At 70.0% G+C, this 16871-nt stretch carries 16 protein-coding genes; 6 read left to right on the top strand and 10 right to left on the bottom strand.

Features of this window, described 5'->3' with window-relative positions; genetic code table 11:
* Nucleotides 1-41: 41 nt before the first annotated feature.
* Nucleotides 42-914: a PfkB family carbohydrate kinase gene (locus ABZ796_RS10515; RefSeq protein WP_357336726.1), complete on the bottom strand. Its 873-nt coding sequence runs from the start codon at nucleotides 912-914 to the stop codon at nucleotides 42-44.
* Nucleotides 914-3274, bottom strand: a complete 2361-nt coding sequence (locus ABZ796_RS10510; protein ID WP_357336725.1) for a phosphoribosyltransferase domain-containing protein — start codon at nucleotides 3272-3274, stop codon at nucleotides 914-916. The genes ABZ796_RS10515 and ABZ796_RS10510 overlap by 1 nt, the downstream gene beginning before the upstream one ends.
* A gap of 147 nt (nucleotides 3275-3421) precedes the next feature.
* Between ABZ796_RS10510 and ABZ796_RS10505 the strand changes: the two genes are divergently transcribed.
* Together ABZ796_RS10505 and ABZ796_RS10500 are read left to right on the top strand one after the other, a co-directional pair.
* On the top strand, nucleotides 3422-4894 hold the full coding sequence (locus ABZ796_RS10505) for a cellulase family glycosylhydrolase (protein WP_357336723.1): 1473 nt from the start codon (nucleotides 3422-3424) through the stop codon (nucleotides 4892-4894).
* 42 nt (nucleotides 4895-4936) lie between these two features.
* Nucleotides 4937-5512: a TerD family protein gene (locus ABZ796_RS10500; protein WP_357336722.1), complete on the top strand. Its 576-nt coding sequence runs from the start codon at nucleotides 4937-4939 to the stop codon at nucleotides 5510-5512.
* Nucleotides 5513-5611: 99 nt separating this feature from the next.
* Here ABZ796_RS10500 and ABZ796_RS10495 read toward each other — a convergent pair whose 3' ends face one another.
* The gene (locus tag ABZ796_RS10495) at nucleotides 5612-5899 is read right to left on the bottom strand and encodes a hypothetical protein (protein WP_357336721.1); all 288 of its coding nucleotides are present in this window, start codon (nucleotides 5897-5899) and stop codon (nucleotides 5612-5614) included.
* Between the two features lie 33 nt (nucleotides 5900-5932).
* A complete protein-coding gene (gene mca, locus ABZ796_RS10490; protein ID WP_357336719.1) occupies nucleotides 5933-6919 on the bottom strand; it encodes a mycothiol conjugate amidase Mca in 987 nt (328 codons plus the stop codon).
* Nucleotides 6920-7045: 126 nt separating this feature from the next.
* On the opposite strand from mca, the gene ABZ796_RS10485 reads away from it, so the two are divergent.
* Nucleotides 7046-7438, top strand: coding sequence for a DUF4307 domain-containing protein (locus tag ABZ796_RS10485; protein WP_357336718.1), 393 nt, complete (start codon nucleotides 7046-7048; stop codon nucleotides 7436-7438).
* Between the two features lie 24 nt (nucleotides 7439-7462).
* On the opposite strand, the gene greA is transcribed toward ABZ796_RS10485, so the two are convergent.
* The 5 genes from greA to ABZ796_RS10460 form a co-directional block, all read right to left on the bottom strand.
* Nucleotides 7463-7972, bottom strand: coding sequence for a transcription elongation factor GreA (greA, locus tag ABZ796_RS10480; RefSeq protein WP_357336716.1), 510 nt, complete (start codon nucleotides 7970-7972; stop codon nucleotides 7463-7465).
* A 228-nt stretch (nucleotides 7973-8200) separates the two neighbouring features.
* Nucleotides 8201-9427 carry a threonine ammonia-lyase gene (gene ilvA / locus ABZ796_RS10475; protein WP_357336874.1) on the bottom strand — a complete coding sequence of 409 codons (1227 nt, stop codon included), beginning with the start codon at nucleotides 9425-9427 and terminating at the stop codon, nucleotides 8201-8203.
* 1 nt (nucleotide 9428) lies between these two features.
* Nucleotides 9429-10880, bottom strand: a complete 1452-nt coding sequence (locus tag ABZ796_RS10470) for an AI-2E family transporter (protein WP_357336714.1) — start codon at nucleotides 10878-10880, stop codon at nucleotides 9429-9431.
* Between the two features lie 10 nt (nucleotides 10881-10890).
* The gene (locus ABZ796_RS10465; RefSeq protein WP_357336713.1) at nucleotides 10891-12282 is read right to left on the bottom strand and encodes a glutamate mutase L; all 1392 of its coding nucleotides are present in this window, start codon (nucleotides 12280-12282) and stop codon (nucleotides 10891-10893) included.
* Complete coding sequence (locus ABZ796_RS10460) at nucleotides 12269-13438, bottom strand: cystathionine gamma-synthase (RefSeq protein WP_357336711.1); 1170 nt, start codon at nucleotides 13436-13438, stop codon at nucleotides 12269-12271. The genes ABZ796_RS10465 and ABZ796_RS10460 overlap by 14 nt, the downstream gene beginning before the upstream one ends.
* A gap of 103 nt (nucleotides 13439-13541) precedes the next feature.
* On the opposite strand from ABZ796_RS10460, the gene msrA reads away from it, so the two are divergent.
* Nucleotides 13542-14195 carry a peptide-methionine (S)-S-oxide reductase MsrA gene (gene msrA / locus ABZ796_RS10455; RefSeq protein ID WP_357336709.1) on the top strand — a complete coding sequence of 218 codons (654 nt, stop codon included), beginning with the start codon at nucleotides 13542-13544 and terminating at the stop codon, nucleotides 14193-14195.
* A gap of 2 nt (nucleotides 14196-14197) precedes the next feature.
* On the opposite strand, the gene ABZ796_RS10450 is transcribed toward msrA, so the two are convergent.
* On the bottom strand, nucleotides 14198-14689 hold the full coding sequence (locus ABZ796_RS10450; protein ID WP_357336708.1) for an N-acetyltransferase: 492 nt from the start codon (nucleotides 14687-14689) through the stop codon (nucleotides 14198-14200).
* A 77-nt stretch (nucleotides 14690-14766) separates the two neighbouring features.
* Here ABZ796_RS10450 and ABZ796_RS10445 point away from each other — a divergent pair, with 77 nt between their 5' ends.
* Nucleotides 14767-15867 (top strand): diacylglycerol kinase, encoded by a 1101-nt coding sequence (locus ABZ796_RS10445; protein ID WP_357336707.1) that lies wholly within the window; start codon nucleotides 14767-14769, stop codon nucleotides 15865-15867.
* A 200-nt stretch (nucleotides 15868-16067) separates the two neighbouring features.
* Nucleotides 16068-16871, top strand: a complete 804-nt coding sequence (locus ABZ796_RS10440; protein WP_357336706.1) for an SDR family oxidoreductase — start codon at nucleotides 16068-16070, stop codon at nucleotides 16869-16871.

Here is a 16871-nt window from a genome sequence, read left to right as displayed (position 1 = left end):
TCCTTCGCGGAATTCCACGAGGGAGGCGACCCTCCACCGAGCTACCTCGGTGAACATCCGCCCGCTTCCGCCACCGCGTAGAGCTCCAGCGGCGCGAGGGGCGGCTGGGCGGTGGGGCGGGCGACTGCGGCGGCGCCGACCGCGCAGGCCGTACGCAGTGCCTGCTCGTCCGGGGCACCGGCCAGGATCGCGAGGGTGAGGGCCGCGGAGAAGGCGTCGCCGGCACCGACGGTGTTGACCACGGTCGCGACCGCGGCGGCGGGTACGCGGGCGGTCTCGGCGCCCTCGGCGATCATGGCCGCACCCGCAGCGCCGTAGGTCACCGCGACCCGCCGGGCCGCGCGCAGCTCGGGCATGGCGGCGTACTCGGTCTCGTTGACGATGAACAGGTCCACTCGCTCGACGAGGTCCTCCGGGAGCCGCCGCGCCGGGGCCGCGTTGAGCGCGACGAACCCCGGCGCCCGCGTGACCACGGCCCGGACCACGTCCAGGGGCAGCTCGAGCTGCATCAGCACCGCGTCCCCGGTCCCGACTGCGATCCCACCGGCATCGACCAGCGCATTGGCACCGCTGCAGACCACGAGCTGGTTCTCCCCCGCCTCGTCGACGGCGATCAGGGCGGTCCCGGTCGGCGAGTCGACCGTCGCGATGTCCCCCACATCGACGCCGGCGTTCCGGATGGCCTCGACCGCCCACACGCCGTCGGCGTCGGAGCCGACCGCACCGACCATCCGCACCCGCGCCCCCAGCCGGCTCGCGGCGACGGCCTGGTTGGCGCCCTTCCCACCGACGTCACGGCGGAGCCGGCCGCCCCCGACGGTCTCCCCGGCCGCGGGCAGCCGCTCGACGAGCGCCGTCAGGTCGACGTTGATGCTGCCGACGACGACCAGGGCCTGTGGCTGGCGCACCGACATCAGGAGCGGACGATGCCGATGCAGGAGTAGGGCAGGCCGGAGATCCGCTCCAGCGGCACCTCGCGCGCCTCGGCCAGCTTCTTGACCGGGCCCAGGTCGGCGTCGCGCGCCGGGTCGACCAGGATCTTCGCCGGCTCGCCGTGCAGCAGCAGCCGGACGGTCTCGTCGACACCGGCCCGGACCAGGCCGACGTCGCCGTCCGCGAACCTCTCGGCGACCTCCTCGACCGCGTCCCAGCCCACCCAGGTGGGCGTGTGGTCGCCGCCGAGGTGGGCACCGAGGTCGAGCATCACCTTGGTGCGCACGATCGGGAAGCGGGCCGCGACGGTGTCGATGAACTTCTTGGACACGTCGGCCGCGGCCAGATCGGCGTGGAACACCGCACCGTGGAAGTCGTTGGGACCGACCCGGTCGTCGTCGATGACGGGGCGCGAGACGAGGCCGGAGACGGTCGAGCCGAGGCAGGCCGACGGGATCAGGTAGTCCTCGCGGGTGCCGTAGACCGCGACGCTCCGGCCCGGGTCGGCGAGGACCGCGAGCTCCGGGGAGAACGGCGAGGCCAGATGGGCGTCGAGCGTCGAGTTGGCCTTCTCGACCGAGGCCGCCAGCTCCCGGGCGATCGCACCGGTGCCGGTCCACCCGTCGACGAACATCACCCGGGCGGGGTCGTGATGCGCGGCCAGATAGGCGAGCGCGGTCTGGTCGATGCCACGCCCGTGGATCATCGAGATCGCGTAGTGGGGCAGGTCGATGCCGTGCACGCGCTGCGCCCAGCGCCGCATCAGGACCCCGATCGGAGTGCCGGAACGCACCAGGGAGACCAGCACGGCATCCTGCCCGCGCCGGGCCAGCACCTGCTCGGTGACCAGGCCGATCGCGTACGCGACCCGCTGCGCCGATGCGGTCAGGGCTTCGTCGAAGAGCTCCCGGTATGCCTCCGCGTGCTCCGCGGCCGGAGCCTTCGCCGCGTCCTCGGACAGATCCTTGAGCAGCCAGGCGACGTCGTCGCGGTCGTAGGACCCGAAGGCCGGCCCACGGAGCGGATCGGGCAGCTGCCGGGCCGGCTGGTCGTGGCGCGGTTCTGGGGCGTACGCCGGGATGGTCACCACCACGACCCGCGGTGCGAGCCGGGCGAGCTGGTCGACCAGGCCGCCGTCCTCGTGCAGCGCGGGGGTGTCTGCCGGCTCGTCGACCACGAGCACGATCGTCTCGAAGGCGCCCTCACGCAGGTTGTAGGCGAAGCGCGGCCCGTCGCCGTCATCGGGTGCGTCGTGGGACGGGAAGGTGATCGCGGTGCGGATCGCGTAGCCCGGGTCGTCGACGTCGAGCACCGGCGACCGGGTGGTCGTCGAGAAGGTGATCTCGTGGCGACGGCCCTCGGCCGCACGCCGGTCCGCCAGGGCGGAGGCGATCCGCAGCGGTGCGTACATCAGCTCCTCGGTGCCGAGGACGTGCACCGGGCCGTCGGGGATGCGGCCGGCGACGGCCGCGGCGGTCACCGTGACGGCCGACTCGTAGGAACCGGAGGCGCTGGTCGCGAAGCCGTGGCGGCCACCTTCCGGGACGGCGCGTGGCCAGGTCGCGACGACCTGGACGACCTCGCCGCGCGGACGCCGGCTCGGCTCGACGCCAGCCAGCTGACGGAGGCTCTCCACGTTGTCGATGAGCCGGTTGCCGTGGTCGGCGAGATCCTTGGGCAGCTCGATCTCGCCGCTCGCCAGCGAGACCACGTCCAAGGTCGCGCGCAGCCGCTTGATCGAGCGCTCCATCCGGCCCCGGTCGGCCTCCGAGCGCAGGTCGACGAGCGCGGCCACGACGTAGTGCTTGTGCGGGAACTTCTTGTGCAGCGCCCGGATGGTGTTGACGACGGTCTTGCCGGTGATGACCTCGTCGTCGACCAGCACCAGGGTCTGGGCGCGGGCGAGGAAGGCGGGGTCGGCGGGGAGCAGCCGATGGGCGGTCGCGTGCGAGTGCTCCTCGTAGAAGTCGGCGACGGACTCGATGCCGTCGACGACCCGGCGAGTGGAGTGCAGGTAGGGCGCCCCGATGGCGTCGGCGACGAGATGACCGAGCGCGGTCGCGGTCTCGGCGTAGCCGAGGACCACCGCGTCACCGGTGACCGCGGCGCGCGCCTTGGCCCCCAGACGCAGCCCGGCGTCGGTCACCAGACGCGGGTCGGTCGGGACGTGCTTGCCGAGGACGGAGGAGACGAGGAGCTGTGCGCGGCGGGGGTTGCGTCGCACCGCCAGACCCACCAGATCGGTGAGCATCATCCCGCTCGGCGCCTCGGTCGTTCGCAGGCGCACGCCCAGACGTTCGGCCACCCAGGTGCCCGACCAGCCGCTCGCTTCGTCTCTCACAGGTGACATTCTCCCCCAATGTTCCTCATCTGACTCAACCGCACCTAGTGCACCCATGTCCACTGCGGAGCCCGTCCTGACGAGGCCTGACATCCAGAATGAGAACACGTTCTTGTCGAATGTGACATGGAGCACTAGGTTCCGCACATGTCACGTCGCTCGGGAAGCTTCGCCATCGTTGCCGCCGCGGCGGCTGTGCTCGCGTTCGGGACCTCGCTGCTGAGTCCGGTCGGACCGGCCGGGGCGGCCCCGGCCGAGGAGACCCCGCGCCTGTCTCGCGAGGGACGCTGGCTGGTCGACCAGTACGGCCGAACCGTGCTGGTGCACGGCCAGAACCTGGTCTGGAAGCACGATCCGTACGTCCCGCCCGACTCGGCCGAGGGCTTCACGGCGGCCGATGCGGAATGGCTCGCGGAGCACGGGTTCAACGGCGCCCGGATCGGCACCCTGTGGGCCGGCGTGACCCCGGACGCCCCCGGTGAGGTCGACGAGGACTACCTCGACGACTGGCAGCGGGTGATCGACCTGCTCGCCGACGAGGGCATCTGGATGCAGTACGACTTCCATCAGGACATGTGGCACGAGACGTACGGCGGCGAGGGCGTGCCCGACTGGGCGGCGAAGCGACCGGCGCCCTACAACCTGCATCCGCCGATCAAGCTGTCCTTCCCGGCAACCTACCTCACCCCCGAGCTGGCCACCGTCTACGACAACTTCTGGGCCAACAAGAACGGTGTACAGGACGGCTGGGCCGCGGCCTCGGGCGCGGTCGCGCAACGGTGGGGCGACCAGCCCTACTCGATGGGCTACGACCTCATCAACGAGCCGTGGGCGGGCCGGGAGTGGCTCTCCTGCCCGATCACCGGGTGCAAGAGCTCCTACCGCGACGAGTTCCAGCCGGCGTACGAGCGGGCGACGGCGGCGATCCGCGAGTCCGATCCCGACGGCATCGTCTGGTACGAGTCGCAGCTGCTCGCCAACCAGGTCCCCAACTCGAGCTTCGGGCCGGCGAACGACGACCAGGTCGGCTACTCCTGGCACAGCTACTGCCCCTTCGGCTATCTCGACTCCCAGGGCATCCCGATCGGGGTCAGCGGCTGCAAGGACTACGACGAGACCCACAACACCAAGGCGCTCGAGCAGGCCGAGACGATGGGCGCGACCAACCTGATGTCGGAGTTCGGCGCGACCGACAACACCGAGCTGCTGGCCATCGACACCGCCTCGGCCGACGACCACTTCACCTCCTGGATGCACTGGGCCTACAAGCACTGGGACGACCCGACCACCGCCGACGGCGCCCAGGGCATGTTCGCCGACGACGCCGATCTCTCGACGGTGAAGGCCGAGAAGCTGCGTACGCTGGTCCGCACCTATCCGCAGGCCACCGCCGGCACCCCGGTCGACCTCGCCTTCGACCCCGCCACCGGCGCGTTCAGCTACACCTACGAGCCGAACCCGGACATCGAGGAGCCGACCGAGATCTTCGTCAGCCCGCTCCATTACCCCTCCGGGGCGGACATCGCCGTCGAGGGCGGCCGGGTCGTCGGCGAGGCCGAGCACAACCGGATCCTGGTCGAGGCGAGTGGAACGGAACCGGTGACGGTCACGATTGACTAAGGTGGCTGTGCCCGCTCGTCGGTCCAGCCATCGGAGGATCACTTGTCCGTCTCGCTCGCCAAGGGACAGTCGGTCTCGCTCACCACAGGTGACGGCAGCAGCATGACGCACGTACGGATCGCGCTCGGTTGGGACGCGGTCAGACAGGGTCTCTTCGGCGGGTTCCGCGGGGCCGACGTCGACATGGACGCCTCCGCGATCCTCTACGACGCGGCCGGCTCCCACGTCGACCAGGCCTGGTTCCGGCAGCTGAAGTCGAGGGACGGCGCCGTCGTCCACACCGGCGATAACCGCACCGGTGCAGGTGAGGGCGACGACGAGTCGATCATCCTCCACCTCGACCGGGTGCCTCCCGAGGTCGCCCAGATCGTGTTCACGATCAACTCCTTCACCGGGCAGAGCTTCGCCCAGATCCAGAACGCGTTCTGCCGTCTCGTCGACGAGAACACCCACACCGAGATCGCCCGCTTCGACCTGAGCCAGACCGGGCCGCACACCGCGGAGATCATGGCCAAGGTCAGCCGCCACGACGGCGGCTGGGCGATGACCGCGCTCGGCGAGATCGGCAACGGCCGTACGTTCCAGGACCTGCTGCCCTCGATCGCCCCGACGCTGTGATCTCTGGGGGACCTCAGCCGAGTGAGCCGAGCGCCGCCAGGATCGGGGTGGTCGGTGCCGGCGGATGGTGGCTCGGGCGGCGTCGCCGGCCGCGAGAAACTAGCGCTTCAGCTTCTTGATCTCGTCCTTGGCCGCCTGCTGGGCGATCGCCTCGGCCTGGGCCTCCTCGCCGAAGACACCCTCGACCTTGGCCTTCTCGACCTTCTTGAACTGACGCAGCATGCTCCACGCGATCACCGCGACGGCGACGCAGAGCGCGATGAAGATGCCGAAGGCGGTCCAGCCCGCGACCACGTCCTCATCCTGCGGCGGGGTGGGCTCAGGAGCGGGCTGAGAGGTGTGGAACGACTGCGTCGTCGCGAGGGTCGTCATCGGAAGGCCGGACATGGGAACATTGTCTCACCCTCGCCTGAGAACGGCTCAGGCGGTGATGACCTGGCCGAAGCTGATCTCGCGACCGACCGCGGCCTTGCCCTCGTCGTCGGCGGTGGAGACGTCGAGACCGGCGAACAGGTCGGTCTCCTCGCGCCTCGCCGCCTCGGGCACCGGCACGTAGGAGGTCACCAGCTCGAAGTCTTCGGTCGGCCACGCCTCCTTCTCGATCTCCCGCGGCACCGCGAACCAGGGGCCGTCCGGGTCGATCTGGGTGGCGTGCGCGAGCAGCGCCTGGTCGCGTACGCCGAAGAACTCCGCACACTCCACCTTCGTGGTGACCCGCTCGTCCCACCCCGGGTCCGGCTTCCAGTCCTGGAGGCGCTCCTCGTACGGCGAGCTGAGCCCGTGGCTCTTCATCGCCTCGTGCAGGGCGAGCGTGCGCGGGTAGTTGAAGGTGTGGCTGTAGTAGAGCTTCAGCGGCTGCCACGGCTCGCCCGCGTCCGGGAACAGGTCGGGGTCGCCCGCCGCCCGGAACGCCTCCACCGAGACCCGGTGGCACATGATGTGGTCCGGGTGCGGATAGCCCCCGTTCTCGTCGTACGTCGTGACCACGTGCGGCCGGAAGGAGCGAATGATCTCGACGAGCCGGCGGGTGCTCACCTCGAGCGGGGTCCGGCCGAAGGAGCCCTCGGGGAGCAGGGACCAGTCCTTGGCCGCCATGTCCTTGACCTGCATGAACTCCTCGACCCAACCGGAGTCGACGAAGCCGAGCCAGTCCTGCTTGATGCCGAGGATGTCGCGGGCGCGATGCATCTCCTCGCGGCGGATCTCGTGGATGTTCTCCAGGATCCCGGGGCGTTCCATCTTCGGGTTGAGGATGTCGCCCCGCTCGCCGCCCGTACACGTCGCGACATGGACGTCGACACCTTCGGCGACGTACTTCGCGGTGATCCCCGCGCCCTTGCTCGACTCGTCGTCGGGGTGCGCGTGCACGTGCATCAGGCGGAACACCTGCTGGAGCTGCTCTGGCATGAGTTCAATCCTAACCACGCCTCGTCTCACGGATCGGTTACCCGCTCCCAGTCCGCGGACAACTTTGGGGGTAGGGCGGCAGGACGGATGTGCGGTCTGCTTCGGCGGGATGGGACCATGTTTTCCGTGAGCACGCCTTCAGCCGAAGATTCCCGCATCGCGGCCCGCTACGGCCGCGGCCCGCGCCGTCGTCCGGGCGTACTCATCATCGGGCTGGCCCTCGCCCTGGTCGCGATCATCGGCTGGTTCGGTTGGGCGCTGTGGCTGGCCCTGCACCCCGAGGTCTCCTCCGGGCTGGAGACGTGGGAGGCCGTCAGCGAGAACGAGGTCGAGGTGACCTTCGTCGTACGCCTCCACGACAAGGACGCGAAGCCCGTCTGCACCGTCGAGGCCGAGGACGACCAGGAGGAGAAGGTCGGCCACCTCGAGTTCACCGCCACCGAGGGGCGCCAGACGATCACCATCCCGACCGAGCGCCGCGCGCTGCGGGTCGAGTGGGGTGACTGCACGGTCGAGTGACCGTGCAGCGCACCCGCACGCGGGTCAGCCGGTGAAGACCTCGGTCTTCAGGATCTCGACCTTGAGCGGCCCGCGAGGACCCTCGTAGGTCACGGTGTCACCGGCGCTGGCGCCGATGAGGGCAGCGCCGATGGGCGAGGCGGCCGAGGAGATCTCGACCCCGCCCGCGTAGTCCTTCATCTCGATCGAGGCGATGAGGCGGGTCTCGGCCTCGTCGTCGTCATCACCCTCGAACTTGAAGGTGACCAGCTTGCCGACCGAGACCATACCGTCGTCCTCGGGGACGGTGGTGTCGGCCTTGCGCAGCAGGGCCTCGAGCTGCTGGATCTGGCCCTCGAGCTTGCCCTGCTCCTCGCGGGCGGCGTGGTAGCCGCCGTTCTCCTTGAGGTCGCCTTCGTCACGGGCGGAGCTGATCTCGGCAAGGATCTCCTGGCGTCGGGGGCCCTTCAGGTATTCCAACTCCGCGGTGAGCTTGTCGAATGCACCCTTGCTGAGCCAGATAGTGGCAGCCGTGGTCTCGGTCGACTGAGTCATAGCGAGTTACTCCTGATGGGTAGTGAATAGGTAAGGGGCGCCGGTCAACCCCCATTCACCGGCGCCTTTTCTCCCTGCTGTGCGGGCGTGTTTCACCCAGCTGAACGTTCCGCGGGAGATTGTCAGAAGGTTCAGTTTAACAAGGCAACCACACCCGAAGACAGTTCGCGACCGAAACGTTGCGCATTCCGACCTCGGGACCGTTCCACGGAACGTCAGGGTGTGGCCTCAGGGCGTGGTCGCGGGATATCCCTTGCTGCGCAGCTGTTCGAGCACTCGCTCGGCGTGGGTCTGACCCCGGGTCTCCAGCTGGAGCTGCACGCCGACCTCGGCGAGCCGCAGTCCGGGGTTGGTGCGCGAGTGCACCACCTCCATGACGTTGGCTCCGGTGTCGCCGATCACCGACAGCAAGGTGGCCAGCGCACCGGGCTGATCGGGGATCGTCACCGCGACCGGCAGGTAGCGCCCGGCCAGCGTCATGCCGTGCTGGATCACCTTGCCGAGCAGGAGCGGGTCGATGTTGCCGCCCGAGAGCACCACCACGACTGGTCCCTCGAAAGCCTCGGGCGCGTCCATCAGGGCGGCTACGCCGACAGCGCCGGCGGGCTCGACGACCAGCTTGGCCCGCTCGGCGAGCGCCAGCAGCGCGCTCGAGATCGCCTCCTCCGAGACCGTACGGATCTCGTCGACGTAGGTCTGGATCATCGGGAAGTTGGTCTCCCCCGGCAGGCCGACCGCGATGCCGTCGGCCATCGTCGGCATCTTGTCTAGCCGGATCGGGCGGCCCTCGCGCAGCGAGACCGGGTAGGCGGCGGCTGTCTCGGCCTGCACGCCGACCACCTTCACGTCGGGGTGCTTCGCCTTGATCGCGAGCGCCGCACCCGCGAGCAGGCCACCACCGCCGAGCGGGATGACGACCGTCTTCACGTCCGGCGCCTGCTCGAGGATCTCGAGCCCGATCGTGCCCTGCCCGGCGACGACGTCGGGGTGGTCGAAGGGGTGGATCATCACGGCGCCGGTGCGCTCGGCGAAGGCCATCGCGGCCTCGAGGCACTGGTCGACGTACTGCCCCTCGAAGATCACCTCCGCGCCGTAGGCGCGGGTGGCCTTCTCCTTCGGGATCGGCGCGCCCTCGGGCATGAACACGGTGGACGGGATGCCGAGAGTGGTCGCCGCCAGCGCGACACCCTGGGCGTGGTTGCCCGCGCTCGCGGCCACCACCCCGTTCCTGCGCTGCTCCTCGGGCAGTCGGGCGATGCGTACGAAGGCTCCGCGGGCCTTGAAGGAGCCCGTACGCTGCAGGTTCTCGCACTTGAGGATGACCGTGTCGCCGATCATGTCGGTGAGCCAGCGGGCCCCCTGGACGGGCGTCTCGGTGATGTGGTCGCGCAGCAGCTCGCGGGCCTCGACGATGTCGACGTACGTCGGCTGACCAGTCGTCGGCTGACCATGCATGTCAGGCACTGCCTGCTCCTGGGCTCGGTCGGGGTGGGGAGGTCGGGCCGCCGGCCGACAACGGGGGTGGCGGCGACGTCGGCGCCTGAGCCGCTGCCTGGGCGGGGGCGGTGGCGGTGGCGGTCAGGTGGTTGACGACCGCATTGAGGGCGGCCACCAGCGGCACCGCCACCAGCGCACCGGCCACGCCACCCAGGACGATGCCGGTCGCGACCGCCAGGATGACGCCGAGCGGGTGGACCCGGACCCAGCGACCGAGCAGGAACGGCTGCAGGCCGTGGGCCTCGAGCTGCTGGACCAGGATCACGCCGCCGAGCATCAGCAACGCCGTCACCGGACCCTGGGAGACGAGCGCGACGAGCACGGCGACCGCGCCGGCGACCGTCGCCCCGATCAGCGGCACGAACGAGCTCAGGAAGACGAGCACGCCGATCGCCACCACGAACGGGACCTGCAGGGCCGCGGCGATGATCATGATGCCGACCGCGTCGACCGCGGCCACGATGACCGTGGCCCGGGTGAACTGGGTCAGCGAGACCCAGGCGACCCGGCCCGAGCTGTCCATCCGGCTGCGGGCAGCCCGCGGCGCGAGCCGGACCAGCCAGCTCCAGATCCGCTCGCCCTCGGCGCAGAAGAAGTAGGTGGAGAAGAGCACGATGAACAGACCGGCGAAGACATCGAGGGCGACCCCGCCGACCTCGCTGACCCGGGAGAACGGGTTGGAGGCGTACGCCGCCGCCCAGTCCTCCAGGGTGGTCTGAACCGTGTTGAGCCAGGTGTCGATCTGGGTCTCGCTCGCGTTGAACGGGCCGTTGATCAGCCAGTCGCGGATCTCGTCGAGCGCCTTGACGGTCTGCCCGGCGAGGTCGTTGAAGCCGTTGGCGACCTGGGTGCCGGCGAAGCTCAGCATGGCGATGACCACGACGAGCACGCCGATCACGACGAAGAGTGCCGAGACGCTCCGCCGCAGACCTATCCGGGCCAGGCCGTTGACGATCGGGGAGACGAGCGCGGCGATCAGCAGCGCGATGACCACCGGGACCACGACGATGCTGAGGAAGCCCAGCGCACGGACGATGAGGTAGCCGGCGGCGACGATCACCAGGAACCGCCAGGCCCACTGCGCGGAGAGCTCGACGCCGTAGGGGACGTCGGTGCGGCTCACGGCCTTGGGCGCGGTCAACGGCTCGGGCGCTGCCAGCTGCTCCTGTCGTTCCTCGCGCAGGCGCTCGAACTGGTTGACGAGGCGCAGGGCGAAGTTCTCCGCCGACTCGCGGGCCTCCGCGGCGGCCTCCTTGGCCACTTCGGCGGACTCCCGCGCGTCGGCATCCTCCTGGGCGTGACGCTGGGCCTCACGCGCCTCGCGGTTGCGTCTGAACGCGCCTGTCATCCGCTCGAAGCCATCCCTCGCGGTCGACTTCTCGCCCCCGGGTGCATCCCCCTGATCCGTCACCTGACAGAGGCTACCGGGAGGGTGCGAGGTGGGTCGCAAGGTGCCGCGCCGTCGCGGGGTGCGAGCGCGCGAGCAGGCCGACCGCGGCGAGCACGTAGTCGCTGTCGACCGCCCGCAGCGGCCCCTCCGGGAGCTGCCATCCCCCGCGCGCCGACCAGCGCATCACCCGCCCCTCGATGCCTCGGCGCCCGTGCCTGAGCACGCCGCCGGAGCCGATCACCACGCCGACCCGGCGCAGGTCGGTGCCGGTGCGCTCGATCACCTTGCCGCTCGGGGACAGGACGACCCGCGACCGTCCCGCGTGCCGCTGCAGCGCCGTGGAGATCGCGATCCTCGCCAGGAGCTCGTCGATGTCCCTGTCCTGCTCGGTGCGCGGCAGCCAGCCGGGGTGGTTGTGCCGATGCTCGACCTCCCCGGAGAGATCCGACTCGGCGAGGCTCGGGTCGGAGTGGTCGGCCGCGGCGAGCGTCGTGGTCGCCGACCAGCGCATGCCCAGATCGCCCTCGACGGTCCGGGTCACCGGGGTGACGGCGACGACCTCCTCGCGTACGTGCTCAGCCTCGGGGTCGGGGCGGACCACGCTGTGCACGTCGGTCGTGGCGCCGCCGACGTCGACGACGACCACGTCCTCGCCGAGCACCTCGGCCAGCGTCTCGACCCCCTGGAGCACGACATCGGGGGTCGCCCCCTGGACGATCCGCCGGAAGTCGGCCCGGCTGCTGAGGTTCTTGCCGCCGATCACGTGCTCGAGGAACATCTCCCGGACCGCCGCTCGGGCGCTCTCGGGGGCGAGCACACCGATCTTGGGAACGACGTTCTCGGCGACAATGACGTCGAGGCCCACCTTGGTGTTTGCCATATACCCGGCGGCTTGATCAACAACCGCGTTGTTGCCAGCAACTACCACCGGGCCGTGCCATACGCCGGAGCGTGTTGCCGCTGCCAGTTCCTCCGCGCCCTGGAGCAACGCCTCCCCGTTGCCTCCATCCGTTCCTCCCGTGAGCAGCACAAGGTCCGGCTTTGTCGCTCCGAGGGTGCGGCGAAGTGCGCTTCTGGCGTCAGGTGAGGCCATCGAGACGACCGCGACGACCTTGCCCCCGCTGGACAGCGCCACCCGCCGCCCGGCCTCGGCGGTCACCAGCTCCTCGTTGCCGACCACCGCGATCCGCAGCCCGCCGCCCGCCGAGGAACAGGCGAGGATCTCGGCCTCGGCCGCCCGGGGGTCCTGCTGGGCGAGGGCCGCCAAGCAGGTGTCGTACGCCTCCATCACCTCGTGCAGCGACGTCGGCGCGCTCGAGGAGCCGAGGACCTCGCCGGTGGCGAGGTCGACGTGGAGCGCCTTGGTCCAGGTGGAGCCGAAGTCGACGCAGACGGCGGTCTGGGACGCCTCAGCTCTGGTCAAGAGCCTGCTCGAGGTCCGCGACCAGGTCCTCGGCGTACTCGATCCCGACGGAGAGCCGCACCAGGTCGGCCGGCACCTCGAGGTCGGTGCCCGCGACCGACGCGTGCGTCATCCGGCCCGGGTGCTCGATCAGGCTCTCGACACCGCCGAGCGACTCGCCCAGCGTGAAGATCTTGGTGCGCTCGCACACCGCGAGCGCAGCGGCCTCGCCGCCCTCGACGCGGAAGGAGATCATCCCGCCGAAGCGCTTCATCTGCTTCTGCGCGACCGTGTGGCCGGGGTGGGTCTCCAGACCCGGGTAGATGACCTCGCCGACCTTCGGGTGCGAGGTCAGGAAGTCGGCGACGCGCTCGGCGTTGTCGCAGTGGCGGTCCATGCGTACGGCCAGGGTCTTGAGGCCGCGCAGCGTCAGCCAGGCACCGAACGGGTCGGCGATCGCACCGGCCGCGTTCTGCAGGTAGCCGATCTTCTCGGCGATCTCGAGGTCGCGGACGACCACGGCGCCACCGACGACGTCGGAGTGGCCACCGACGTACTTCGTCGTGGAGTGCACCACGACGTCGGCGCCGAGGGTGAGCGGCTGCTGCAGGTAGGGGCTGGCGAAGGTGTTGTCGACGACCAGCCGGGCGCCGGCCTCGTGGGCGACGGTGGCCAGCGCGGAGATGTCGGCGATGTTGAGCAGCGGGTTGGTCGGCGTCTCGACCCAGACCACCTTGGTCTTGCCCGGCTGGATCGCGGCGGCGACCGCGTCGACGTCGGCGACCTGCGCGGGGGTGTGCGCGATCCCCCACTGGCTCTCGACCTTGTCGATCAGCCTGTGGGTGCCGCCGTAGGCGTCGTCGGGGATGACCATGTGGTCACCGGGCCGCATCAGGCTGCGGATCAGGGTGTCCTCGGCGGCCAGGCCGGAGGCGAAGGCGAACCCCTTCTCGCCCTCCTCGACCGCCGCCAGCGCGCCCTCGAGCGCGGTGCGGGTCGGGTTGGCGGAGCGGCTGTACTCATAGCCGTTGCGCAGGCCGCCGACGCCGTCCTGCTTGTAGGTCGTGGTGGCGTAGATCGGCGGGATCACCGCACCCGTCGTCGGGTCGGGCTCGTAGCCCGCGTGGATCGCCTTGGTCTCGAATCCGGCCTTGCCGAGGTGCTGCTGCTCGCTCACGGTCCGAGCCTACGTCCGATCTCGTCGCCCGGGCCATCCGGGAACGTTCGCGCGTCGAACTGTGTTGGAGACTGGTAGACAACCCGACCAATGGAGGTTCCGCATGTTCGGCCGACCGACTCAGCTCTTCCCCGAGGACCGCACGCTCGCCGGCCGCGACCAGGCCCTCTTCGACCTGCCCGCGAAGCACCGCGTCCTGGGGACGCCGCTGCTCGCCTCCCCCGAGGACGGCACCGCGCCGGAGGGGTCCGAGGTGGCGTACTTCGGTCTCGGCTGTTTCTGGGGCGCCGAGGAGATCTTCTGGCAGACGCCGGGGGTCTACTCGACCGCGGTCGGCTACCAGGGCGGCACCACGGCCAACCCGACCTACGAGGAGGTCTGCAGCGGCCGGACCAACCACACCGAGGCTGTCCGGGTCGTCTTCGATCCCGCCGTGGTCTCCTACGGCGACCTCGTCAAGAAGTTCTTCGAGGTCCACGACCCGACGCAGGGGATGCGGCAGGGCAACGATGTCGGTACGCAGTACCGCTCGGCGCTCTACTACGTCTCCGACGCGCAGCGGGAGACCGCTGAGGAGCTGACCAAGGTCTACGGCGACGAGATCGCCCGGCGGGGCTACGGCGAGATCACCACCGAGATCCGCGAGGTCCCGACCTTCTACGCCGCCGAGCCCGCCCACCAGCAGTACCTGGACCGCGTGCCCAACGGCTACCGCTGCCACGCCAACACGGGCATCGCCTTCCCCGCGAGAGCCTGAGGTCAGGTCAGCGGCAGATACATCACGTGGAGGCCGACCCGGCCGTGCGACGTGGAGTCGAACGCGTCCGGGACGGTCCCGATGATCTCGAAGCCGAGCGACTGCCACAGGCGTACGGCGGTGGTATTGGTCTCCACGACGGCATTGAACTGGATGCCGCGGAAGCCCTGGTCACGGTGCCAGCTGACGCAGTAGTCGGCGAGGGCGCGGCCCACGCCCTTGCCGCGGGCGTTCGGCGAGACCATGAACGAGGCGGTGCCGATGTGGCTGCCCCGGCCCGGGCGGTTGGGGCCCATCTTCGCGCTGCCCAGAACGTGCTCATTCTCGGCGTCACCCTCGACCGCGACGACGACGTGGTCGTACATCCACAGCTCCCTGGCCTCCTCGGACGCGAGGCCCTCGGGGTAGGCGTAGGTCTCCCCCGCTGCCACGATCTCGGACCAGAACGGGTAGATCTGCGGCCAGTCCTCGGCCGTCGCTTCGCGGATCTGCACGTGGCAGACGGTATCCGGCACAAGCTCGATCGCTGAAACGGTTTCCTTGAACTGAAACACGTTCTAGATTGTGGGGCATGCCCCGAACCGATCCGCAGAAGCCGCTCAGAGTCGTCGTCTGGTCCACCGGGACGGTGGGACGTCATGCCATCGCGGGCGTCGATGCCCATCCCGACCTGGAGCTGGTCGGGGTCTGGACCTCGACACCGGCGAAGGCGGGGGTCGATGCCGGTGAGCTGGCGGGGCTTGGACGGTCCCTGGGAGTTCTTGCGACGACGTCGCGCGACGAGCTGCTCGCGCTCGCCCCGGACTGCGTCGTCCACGCGGCGATGACCGACGACCGGGTCTTCGAGGCGATCGAAGACCTGACCGGGCTGATCCGGGACGGGGTCAACGTCGTCTCCTCCGGGCCGGTGATCCTGGTCCACCCGCAGGGCACGTTGCCGGACGAGATGATCTCCGGGATCGACGGTGCCGGGCGGGAGGGCGGTGCGTCGCTGCACGTCAACGGCATCGACCCGGGGTTCGCCAACGACGTCCTGCCGCTCGCGATGACGTCGCTGTCGCAGCGGATCGACCATCTTCGGGTCAGCGAGATCGCCGACTACTCGACGTACTTCCAGCCCGTCGTGATGAAGGATCTCTTCGGCTTCGGGGGCTCGCTGGAGGACAAGCCGTTCCTGTGGGAGCCGGGGGTCCTGAGCACCGCCTGGGGTCCCGTCGTCCGGGTCCTCGCCGCCGGTCTCGGGGTGACGCTCGACGAGCCGCTCGTCGAGCACGTCGAGCGCCGACCGGCGGTCAAGGACACCAAGACCGTGTCCGTCGACATCGCCGAGGGCACCCAGGGATCCGTACGTTTCACCGTGACCGGCACCGTCGACGGGATCCCCCGCATCACTCTCGAGCACGTCACCCGCACCGACGCCGGGTCCGACCCCGACTGGCCGGTCCCGGCGACCGGCGACGGCTGCTACCGCATCGAGATCACCGGCGAGCCGTCGATGACCGTCGAGTTCAGCCATCACGGCGAGCACGGCGACCACAACGTCTCCGGGATGATCGTCACGGCCCAGCGTCTGGTCAACGCCATCCCCGCCGTCGTAGCCGCCGCCCCCGGCCTGGTGAGCCCCCTCGACCTCCCCCTGATCACCGGCCGCGGCCTCGTCTCAGCCGAGTAGGTGGTTGTGGACGCCGAGACCGCACTTGTGGCGGCCGAGACCGCAGAAGGTGCGAGCGAGCCTTCAGTTCTGGCGATCACCACACGTACCGACTCGGCTCCCACAACTGCAGTCTCGGCCCACCATTTCCACCGAGTCGCCCACCACAACTACGGATTCGGCCGTCGGTTCTACAGATTCGGCGCGACTGAGGAGACAGCATGAGCATTCTTGAACGTTTCGAGCTGACCGGCCACGTGGCGGTGGTGACGGGGGCGGGGCGCGGGATCGGGGCGGCGACGGCGGTGGCACTGGCAGAGGCCGGGGCGGACGTGGTGATCGCTTCCCGGACCGAGCGCCAGCTCCAGGCAGTTGCCGAAAGGATCGAGGCGGCGGGTCGGCAGGCGCTGGTGGTGCCGGCGGACCTGGCCGACACGGTGGCGACGGCGGGGCTGGCGGAGCAGGCGTACGAGGAGTTCGGGCGTCTCGACATCGTGGTCAACAACGTGGGAGGGACGATCCCGAACACATTCCTCGACACCGACGAGGGCTACCTCGAGGAGGCCTTCCACTTCAACGTGACCACGGCCCACGCGCTGACGCGGGCGGCGGTTCCGTACCTGGTGAAGAGCCCGGACGGGCAGCAGTCGGTGGTGTCGATCAGCTCGATGATGGGGCGTACTGCGGAGAGGGGCTATCTGGCCTACGGCACCGCCAAGGCGGCGCTGGCGCACTGGACGCGGCTGGCGGCCACCGACCTGGCGCCGCGGATCCGGGTCAACGGCATCTTCGTCGGCTCGGTGCGTACGAGTGCCCTCGAGTTCGTGGCGGGCGACGACGCCATGCGCGGCGAGATCGAGGCGAAGACGCCGCTCGGACGCATCGGGGAGGCGGAGGACATCGCTGCGGCGGCCGTATACCTGACCTCGCGGGCCGGGCAGTTCGTCACCGGAAAGCTGCTCGAGGTCGACGGCGGCACCGAGGCGCCGACGCTGGACCTCAAGCTTCCCGACGCGATGTCCTGA

This window comes from Nocardioides sp. NPDC047086 (genome assembly GCF_040643685.1).
Lineage (GTDB): Bacteria > Actinomycetota > Actinomycetes > Propionibacteriales > Nocardioidaceae > Nocardioides.
The sequence above is the reverse complement of the archived record's forward strand: the minus strand, read 5'-3'. Positions and strand labels throughout refer to the sequence as shown.

Excerpts from the sequence above, each read along its gene's own strand:
- ilvA (WP_357336874.1), bottom strand. The coding sequence starts at position 9,427 with ATGCATGGTCAGCCGACGACTGGTCAGCCGACGTACGTCGACATCGTC.
- ABZ796_RS10440 (WP_357336706.1), top strand. The coding sequence starts at position 16,068 with ATGAGCATTCTTGAACGTTTCGAGCTGACCGGCCACGTGGCGGTGGTG.
- mca (WP_357336719.1), bottom strand. The coding sequence starts at position 6,919 with ATGCCAGAGCAGCTCCAGCAGGTGTTCCGCCTGATGCACGTGCACGCG.
- greA (WP_357336716.1), bottom strand. The coding sequence starts at position 7,972 with ATGACTCAGTCGACCGAGACCACGGCTGCCACTATCTGGCTCAGCAAG.
- ABZ796_RS10445 (WP_357336707.1), top strand. The coding sequence starts at position 14,767 with ATGCCCCGAACCGATCCGCAGAAGCCGCTCAGAGTCGTCGTCTGGTCC.
- msrA (WP_357336709.1), top strand. The coding sequence starts at position 13,542 with ATGTTCGGCCGACCGACTCAGCTCTTCCCCGAGGACCGCACGCTCGCC.
- ABZ796_RS10505 (WP_357336723.1), top strand. The coding sequence starts at position 3,422 with ATGTCACGTCGCTCGGGAAGCTTCGCCATCGTTGCCGCCGCGGCGGCT.
- ABZ796_RS10515 (WP_357336726.1), bottom strand. The coding sequence starts at position 914 with ATGTCGGTGCGCCAGCCACAGGCCCTGGTCGTCGTCGGCAGCATCAAC.
- ABZ796_RS10495 (WP_357336721.1), bottom strand. The coding sequence starts at position 5,899 with ATGTCCGGCCTTCCGATGACGACCCTCGCGACGACGCAGTCGTTCCAC.